This window comes from Candidatus Eisenbacteria bacterium (genome assembly GCA_016867715.1).
Lineage (GTDB): Bacteria > Orphanbacterota > Orphanbacteria > Orphanbacterales > Orphanbacteraceae > VGIW01.
On sequence record VGIW01000118.1, the window covers coordinates 1 to 8,403 of the forward strand.

Annotated in this window: 8 protein-coding genes; 6 read left to right on the forward strand and 2 right to left on the reverse strand. The window is 66.9% G+C overall.

The genetic code is table 11. The annotated features are described in order from the left end of the window. Window positions 1-296: 296 nt before the first annotated feature. On the reverse strand, window positions 297-2,906 hold the full coding sequence (locus tag FJY73_13295; GenBank protein MBM3321631.1) for a protein kinase: 2,610 nt from the start codon (window positions 2,904-2,906) through the stop codon (window positions 297-299). A 134-nt stretch (window positions 2,907-3,040) separates the two neighbouring features. Beyond that, the gene (locus FJY73_13300; protein ID MBM3321632.1) at window positions 3,041-3,895 is read right to left on the reverse strand and encodes a WYL domain-containing protein; all 855 of its coding nucleotides are present in this window, start codon (window positions 3,893-3,895) and stop codon (window positions 3,041-3,043) included. Window positions 3,896-4,204: 309 nt separating this feature from the next. Here FJY73_13300 and FJY73_13305 point away from each other — a divergent pair, with 309 nt between their 5' ends. The 6 genes from FJY73_13305 to FJY73_13330 form a co-directional block, all read left to right on the forward strand. Next, window positions 4,205-4,603 carry a response regulator gene (locus tag FJY73_13305; GenBank protein ID MBM3321633.1) on the forward strand — a complete coding sequence of 133 codons (399 nt, stop codon included), beginning with the start codon at window positions 4,205-4,207 and terminating at the stop codon, window positions 4,601-4,603. Window positions 4,604-4,612: 9 nt separating this feature from the next. Next, a complete protein-coding gene (locus FJY73_13310) occupies window positions 4,613-5,074 on the forward strand; it encodes a hypothetical protein (GenBank protein ID MBM3321634.1) in 462 nt (153 codons plus the stop codon). Between the two features lie 345 nt (window positions 5,075-5,419). Next, entirely contained in the window at window positions 5,420-5,656 is a 237-nt protein-coding gene (locus tag FJY73_13315; GenBank protein MBM3321635.1) for a hypothetical protein, read from the forward strand. A gap of 81 nt (window positions 5,657-5,737) precedes the next feature. After that, a complete protein-coding gene (locus FJY73_13320) occupies window positions 5,738-6,451 on the forward strand; it encodes a hypothetical protein (protein ID MBM3321636.1) in 714 nt (237 codons plus the stop codon). A 287-nt stretch (window positions 6,452-6,738) separates the two neighbouring features. Further along, on the forward strand, window positions 6,739-7,998 hold the full coding sequence (locus FJY73_13325; GenBank protein ID MBM3321637.1) for an efflux RND transporter periplasmic adaptor subunit: 1,260 nt from the start codon (window positions 6,739-6,741) through the stop codon (window positions 7,996-7,998). Further along, a partial coding sequence (locus tag FJY73_13330) for an ABC transporter permease (GenBank protein MBM3321638.1) occupies window positions 7,995-8,403 on the forward strand: 409 nt, incomplete at its 3' end. The genes FJY73_13325 and FJY73_13330, both read left to right, overlap by 4 nt.

The window sequence follows — 8,403 nt, forward strand, 5'->3', positions numbered from 1 at the left end:
CGCGAGGTCGCGGAGCGCGTGCCGAGAGGCCGACCTGGACGAGCCGCTCCCGGAATCGTAGTCTCGGCCCCCCCGGCGCGCTAGGACTTGTCGCTCGTAGCCGTCGCGACAAGGTCCAAGCGCGCCACGGGTCCCTGATGAGGAAGCGGCGACGGAAGAGAGGCTTCGTAGGCGTCTTCTCGCGCGACCGAGGCGGGCACCCGTCCCGGAGGGACGGGTCGCCGAGGAAGCTCCCGGAGCGCGGAAGCGCGAAGGGAGATCCGCGGCCGCAGTAGGAAACGTGTGCATGATCCAGGCTAGCTCGCTGGGGGACGGTTCACGATGCTCGCGAACCGCGGGCGCTCGCGAAGGGGACCCCAAAGAGGATCGAGGCGGAGAACAACCGGCGTAATCCGCGATGGGATCGAGACGAGCCGCTCGATCTCGTCGATCGCCTGATCGTAGGCGCCCACCTTCATGCAAACTTGCGCGTACTCCTCGACCCGGTAGGGTCCGCTCACCGCGTCCCTATCGACCGGAAGGAGATCGATGGCCGTCTTCCCCTCGCGAAGAGCCGCCTCCCGCTCCCCGAGCCCGGCGTAGGCGAGCGCGAGCAGACCGCGGAGGTACGAAGATCCGGGTTGTCTCCGAAGGCTTCGCTCGATGATCGTTCGCGCCGAGTCGGCCCGCGAACGCGACGTCACCGTCTCGTTCCTCAAGGCGCACATCTCGGCCTTATAGAGGAGGCAGTAGGCGGAGTCGGAGGCGGTGTCGACCCCCGGCGTGTCGAGGCGGAGCGATCCGCACACCCTCTCGAAAGGCCCCGGGATCACGCGGATGAGGAAGAGCGGTGTCGGGCCGAGGAACTCCGAGGCCGGGATGTGCGCGATCACGTCCTCGAGAACGCGCCCGGCCCGCTCCGTGCTCCCGTCCCATTCGAGATAGAGAAGCGCCTTGTCGATGTACGGGTAAACAATTTCCGGTTCAAGCGCGATCGCTCGATCGAGAGCGATCTCCGCGTCGGCGTGGCGGCCGATGCGGACCAAGCTCTGCCCGAGCGTGTGGTTCAGGGTCGGATCGCGCGGGGAGAGCTCGAGGGCCATCCGGAGATCGGCGACCGCCCCGTCCCAATCCCCCTGCCGGCGGCGGATCCATCCGATCGCGGAGATCGCCTCCACCTCGTTCGGCCGCCCTCTCTGGACCGTCTGAAAGTGCACGAGCGCCCGCGCGAAGTCGCGTCTTCCATAGTAATGAAGCTCGCCGAGAGCCATGTGCGTTTCCGGGAGGTCGGGCGCAAGCCGCTCGGCCTCTCCCGCGGCCTGCTCCGCTCCGGCGAGCTCCGCCTCGTGGCCGTAGTTCCACTTGATCCAGATCCGCGCGCGGGCGAGAGCCGCCCACGCGACCGCGAATCCGGAATCGATCGCCACCGCCTTTTCGAACAGCGCGATCGCGTTCCGGCTGTCCTCTTCCGTGAGCCGCCTGCGGTAGGCATCGCCCCCGCGGAGGTAGTACTCGTACGCCTCGAGGCTCTCCGTCGGCTTCGACTGCACGTTCCGCCGCTCCGGCTCGAGGAGGGCGATGTCGAGCTTTCGCGCCACGTGCTCGGCGATCTCCGACTGCACGCGGAAGACCTCCGTCATCTCGACGTCGTAGTGATCCGCCCAGATGCTCGTGTCGTCCGAGACCCGAATGAGGCTCGGGGTCACCCGAAGGGGGCTCTTCGGATCGGCGGGGCGCTCGCGCTGGATCGTCCCCTCGAGAACGTAGTCCGCCCCGAGCTCCTCGCCGATCGCGCGGACCGTCTTGTCGCTCCTCTTGTACTGCATCGCGCTCTGCCGGGAGAGAACGCCGAGGCCGTGGATCCCGGCGAGGCGCGCCGTGATCGCGTCCGTGATCCCGTCGGCGAAGTACTCGTCCTCGGCCGGCCCCCGGTTCTCGAGCGGGAGCACGACGAGCATCGGACGCTTCGGAGCGGCGGAGCGCATCGAGGGGAGGCGCACCGCGACGAGGCCGGCCGCGACCGCGAGAAGAACGGCGGCGGCGAGAAGAAGCGGAACGCGAACCCCCCTCCCTCCCCCCCGAGCTTCCGCGGCCGGACGTGCGGCGGTCCTATCCGCCGTGTCGGGCGAGCGGAGCGCGGCGGCGAGCTCCTCCGCGGAGGAAAACCGAAGACCGGGTTCCTTCTGGATGCAGCGCACCGCGATCAGGGCGACCTCGATCGGAACGTCCGGACGGGCCTCCTCGAGCGCCTGCGGATCTTCGTTGAGGATTGAATAAATGACGGCTTGCTCGTAGTCGCTCCGGAACGGCGCGCGGCCGGCGAGCATCTCGTAGAGCACGACCCCGAGCGACCAGATGTCGGTCCGCGCGTCGACCTCCTCGCCGCGCGCCTGCTCGGGAGACATGTAGGCGATCGTGCCGACCGTCGTGCCGACCTGGGTCAGGTTCGACGCGGCGCCGAGCTTCGCGAGCCCGAAGTCGAGGATCTTCGCCTGGCCGTCCTTCGTCAGGAAGATGTTTTCCGGTTTGATGTCGCGGTGGACGACGCCCCCCCCATGCGCCTTCGCGAGCCCCTCGGCGACCTGGCGGGCGATGCGGCTCGCCTCGTCGACCGGAAGCGACCCGCGCCGGATGCGGCTTCGAAGCGTCTCCCCCTCGTAGAGGGCCATGCAGATGAAGAGCTCGCCGGCGGCGGTCGTGTCGATCTCGTGGATCGTGCAGATCGAGGGATGGTCGAGCGCGGAGGCGGCCCGTGCCTCTTGCACGAAGCGGGTCTTCGCTTCCTCGTCGCGGGTGAGGGCCGGCGGGAGGAACTTGAGCGCGACGATCCGCCCGAGCTTGAGATCCTCGGCCTTGTAGACGACCCCCATCCCCCCCTCCCCGAGCCGATCGAGGATGCGGTAGTGGGAGACGGTCTGGCCGACCATGGGGAGCCCTCGTCCTTCCGCGAGCACGCGGAACGCGCCGGATCCGGAACCCGAACACCCGCCGCTGGCAACATGTATCCCGGCGTTCGCAAGAGGTCAAGACGATTGGAAAGCGGGACGGGATCCCTGAACGGTCAGGGATCGAACTCGCGCACGCGATCGAGACGGAAGCAGCGCGTGCCGCCGCGAAGAAGACAATGCGCCTCCATCATCAGGCAGCCTTGGACCGACACGACGCGAAGAGGCCTCACCGTGCGGCGCGATTTCTTTCCGAAACGGTCTTCGTAGAGGATGCGAACGGAAGTTCCGCGCGCCAGCGCGTCGGCGATCGGGGCGTGCTCCGTAGGGAGCTCCGGCTCCGGATCGAAGCCGAGCGCGCGGAGCGGAAGAGGCGCGCCCACGGCGTCGTACAGGCGGGGAAGGTCCCCCGCGTCCCGCACGCCGAGCGCGCGGATCGACCGGAGAAAGAGATCCGCCGACGCCGCTGCGTCCGGAAGGGCGCGATGCCCCCGCCCTCGCTCGATCGAGAACGCTCCGACCAAGGCGTCGAGCGAGTAGCTCGGAAGCCCGGGAAAAGCCGCGCGCGCGAGCCGGCAGGAATCGAACACGTGCAGAGAGGGCACGCAGGCCTCGGCCCGGTGGCACTCGCTGAGAAGGAAGGACGCGTCGAAGGGAGCGTTGTGCGCGACGAGCACCCCCCCTTCCAGAAAGCGAAGAAGATCGCCCGAGAGATCGGCGAACGCGGGCGCGTCCGCCACGTCGTCGTCCGAGATCCCGTGCAGGGCGGACACTTCCGGCGGGATCCGGCATCCCGGGTTCACGAGAGACTCGAACGCCTCTCCCGCTCCCTCGAACCCGAAGCGGACCGCACCAACCTCGACGATCCGATCGCACAGCGCGTGCAGCCCCGTGGTCTCGACATCGAAGGCCACGAAGGGGAGCGGTATCGGATACCTTTTCTCTACATTCGGCACCTCAGGCCCTTTCATCCGCCCACTCGGTATCCGATACCTCCCGCCCCATCCTCTTGTGCGGCAAATTGTTGGCTGCGCGGGATATTCCCCATCGATGGGAAAGGTATCAGGTACCGTATTGGCCCCGAGCGCCGGCTTCCCGCGAATGCCGAGATCCGTGTCGCCTCCGTCACGTGTCGATCGAATCCCGCGCGGATTGTACCGCGTGTCCCCTCGTAGGCCAAGCGTGCCCCGGTCAAGAATCCCCCGCCCCGTGTCGATACGTGGGGAGAGATGCCGGCGGCTTCTCCGCGGGGGCCGCCTCTCGCGGCGGAGGAAGACAAGATGACCCAGCACACGATCCTCGTGGTCGACGACGAGCCGGCGATCGTTGCCTCGCTCGCCTATTGCCTGCAGATGGAGGGGTTTCACGTCCTGACCGCATCGAGCGGCGAGGACGCCACGCGAAAGATCCTCGAGATCGTTCCCGACCTCATCATTTCGGACATCATGATGCCCGGAGTGGACGGCTACGAGCTCTGTCGGCGCATCCGCACGTACTACAAGACCCGCCGCGTCCCCTTCCTCTTCCTATCCGCCAAGACCGCGGCGGAGAGCAAGCTGAAGGGGATGAAGCTCGGCGGCGACGACTACATCGCGAAGCCGTTCGACCTCTCCGAGCTCGTCCTCAAGGTGCGCCGGATTCTCGCGCGGACGTACCCGGTCTCCGACCCGGTCGTCTAGGAGAGCGCAGTGGAGATCACGGTCCTCGGAAGGAACGAGCTCGCCGCGCTCTGGATCATCGCGCTTCTCCTTCCGCCCCTCGCCCATCTCGTCGCGTGCGGGCTCGCGAAACGCCTCGGCGCGCCGCGTGGATCCCACGCGCCGCGCATCCTTCTCCTCACAGCCGCCTCGGTCGGCACGCTTCTCTGGCTCACCGCGACGCGCTTCTCGTCCCTCCAAATCGTCGAGGGTTCGGTCGCGTTCCGCTATCCGCCTCCTCTCGCGCGGACTTGCGTCGTCCCCCTCGAGGGCGTGCGGGACGTGAAGCTCTTCGAGAGCGCCTTCCCCCAACGAAGCTACTTCGTCTCCGTCGCCCTCGCGACCGGCGAGGTGCACCGATCGATCGGGCTCACGGCGCGCCGGCTTGACCCGCTCTACTCGATCTTCCGCGCGTTCCGTCCGGAAGACGTTCCCCACATCGCCCTGCGATAGATGAACCCTCCCCGGATCCCATTGTCGAGTCGATCCGTCTTCCTTGGCGCGATAGATCGGGGCGGATCGGGAACATCGCACCCTCGGCTGCTCGCGTGAGCGGCGTGGAGAATCGCGTGCCGTCCACGCGCCCCACGGAAAGCCGCGACAAAGGTGACCTATACAGGATCGCGAGGAGCTCGCGAGAGCGGAGAACCTCCGACCCATTGACGCCTCGATCGATCTCAGCTAGCCTGAGATCAGGTTGCCCGAAGATCCGCCGATCGCGAACCCTCGCACGAGAACCAAGCCTGGGTGACGGCCATCGTCTCGAATTCGGGTTTGCGGCGCGGAGGGAGGCTTCCGATGCGCGCGCTCTTCCCCATCCTGCCCTGCGTGGTTGTCCTCTTCGGATTCAGCGGCGCCTTTGCCGATCCTTCGATCGTGGCCGATCTCGATTCCAACGCCACGAACGGACCGGACAGCCTGAAGGTGGAACCGGGCGACACCGTTCTTGAAAGCGCGGGATCGGACGTGGGAGCGCAGGGATCGCGAGAAGGAAGCGAGGTCCGATCCGTAGAGAGAGACGATCAAGAGGAGTGAGCGAGGACGGGGCACATGAGTGCGAATCGGAAGAACGCTCCGTGGACGGTCCTCCGGTCCCAACGGGGAGAAGGAGTTCGAATGGCGGTTGGGGTCGGCGTCGTTCTTGCGATCGTCGGTTGGTGCGCGGCGGTTTCCGCGGATCTGCCGGGGCGGTGGGAGATGAGCGGCGTGGTTCCTCACGCAGAGGATGCGGTGGGCCGGAACGTTTGCCCGATCGTCTATTACAACATCTGCTCGGGGTATCATTGGGCTTGGGGCTGGGGGGCGCCGACGGAGGAGGCAGGCGTGGTCTTTGATCTGCCTGCGAAATGCGACAAGGTTCCGGGAACGGAGTGTACGAACCTGGGCTTCTGGTGGTACTGGATCCAGACCCAGCCCGGTTACAACTACACGGTCACCTATCGGTTGTTTCGGACCGACAGCCAGTTCTGCAAGGCGGGTTCCGCGATCGGAACCCTGGCGAGGCAAGATCCCGTCGAGCGTTGGAACTACTATCCCGGCCTTGGCTCGACGGAGGACGATGTCGTGGTTCTCACGGCATCGCTCGACTGGGGAGGTCGCCCCTATCTCGTCACGGACAACAACCAGAAGAACCAGGAGAAGGGATGTGCGCCCGCCACCACGGTGGCGCGCTCCATGTATTACGGCGTCGCGTGGAATCCGTACTGTCCTCCTCAGACTTTTGCGGACCAACTTGGCCCCGTGAACCTTCTCATGGACCCGACGTTCTCCTGCGAGGAGACGTCGATCGAGCCGGCGTCTTGGGGTGCGATCAAGGCGCTCTTTCGGTAGCACGGCGCGAGTGCGTCGTCGCGCCGTGGTTGTTGTGGCCGCGGCCCTTCCGCCACCGGTCCATCCTTCCGCAGATCCGCCGACCGGAGGGGAGCCTTGCGGTTCCCTCGCCGGCAGGGCGAGAACTCGCTGGTTCGGCCTTACGAGATCGAGCCCGCTCGACCGGTCGCTCCTCGCGGCCTCCCAGAGACGGCAAGCATCCGGTGCAATAACCCTTGCCACGAAGAGCCCCGGCGTTAGAATAGACGGGAAGAGGACCGGAAGCACCGGCCCCAGGGTGAACCGCGATGGTCTCCAAGAAGAAACGCATCCTCATCGGCGCCGGGGTCCTCCTCGTCGCCGCGATTCTCGTCGTCGTCAACCTCCGCCGCGAGCGCGGCGGGCGCACAGCGGTTGAAATCGAAACCGTTCGCACCCGAAACATCAAGTCCGTGGTGACCGCCTCCGGCTCGATCAAGGCGAAGCGGATGGTCCAGGTCTCCGCGAGCCAGATGGGAACGGTGGTCGAGGTCGCGGTGCGGGAAGGGGACGAGGTGCGGGCGGGAGACACGCTTCTCCAGATTGACGCGGTGCCGCACCGGCAGGCGGTCGAGCGCCTTCTCGCGGCGGCCGCCTCCGCGCGCGCGGACGTCGAGCTCGCGCGCGCGACGCTCCGCCAGGCGGAGCTCGAGGAGACGCGCCTCCGCGACCTTCACGCGAACGATCTCGCCTCTCCCCAGGACCTTCTCCGCGCGGAGACGGAGCGCGAGGTCGCCGCGGCGCGCCTCGAGGCGGCTCGCGGCCTGCTCCGGCAGCAGGAAGCGGCCCTCGGGAACGCGGAGCACGACCTCGGGCTCACGACGATCCGCGCCCCGATGAGCGGCGTGGTGGTCGAGCTGAACGTCGAGAAGGGGGAAACGGCGATCGTCGGGACGATGAACAACCCGGGAACCGTGCTCCTTACGATCGCCGACCTCTCGGAGCTCGAGGCGGAGGTGGAGGTGGACGAGACGGACGTCGTCGAGATCCGCCTCGGCATGCCGGCCTTCGTCGCGATCGATTCGTACCCGAACGAACGCTTCCAGGGATCGGTCACTGAGATCGGAAACAGCGCGATCCGCTCCCTACAGGCGAGCGAGTCGGTCGACTTCAAGGTGGTCGTCACGCTCACGGATCCGGTCCCCGGAGCGAAGCCGGGCCTCTCCGCGACGGCGGACATCGTCGTGGCGGAGAGGGAGAACGCGCTCTCCGTTCCGATGCAGTCGCTCACGATCCGGCGGGTCGGCGGGGAGAACGACAAGAACAAAGATGAGGTTCTCGACGATGATCCGACCGTGCGCCTCCGCGAAGAGGAGAAGGAAGGCGTGTTCGTCGTGCGCAGCGGGCGCGCCCATTTCGTTCCGGCCGAAACCGGAATCGCGGGCGACCGCTTCTTCGAGGTCCTCTCCGGCCTCGCCGAAGGGGACACGGTCGTCTCCGGAGGCTTCGAGGCGATCCGCGATCTCGAGGACGAGGACCGCGTGCGCATCGCCGAGAAGAAAGACAACGAGAAGAAGAAGAAGAAGTGACCCTCGAGGGGATCCGGATCGCGCTCGCCGCGCTCCGCGAGAACAAGCTCCGCACCTTCCTGACGCTGCTCGGCAACATCGTGGGGACCATGGCGGTGATCGCCGTCGTCTCGCTCCTCGGGGGGATCGACACCTACGCGCGCGAGGAGATCGCCGCCGAGGGATCGAACGTGGTCACGGTGAGCCGCTTCGATTTCTTCGATCTCCTCACCGATTTCGACGCGTTTCTTCAGGCGGTCCGCCGGAACCCGGCGCTCGACCTCGAGGACTACGAATACCTTTCGGAGCGGGTCGAGACGTCGATCGCGCGCGATGCGATCGTCGACCGGCGAGTCTCCGTCCGCGCCGGGGATCGCGCCGTCCGAAACGTGAACCTTCAAGGAAGAACCGAGTCGTTCGCGTCGA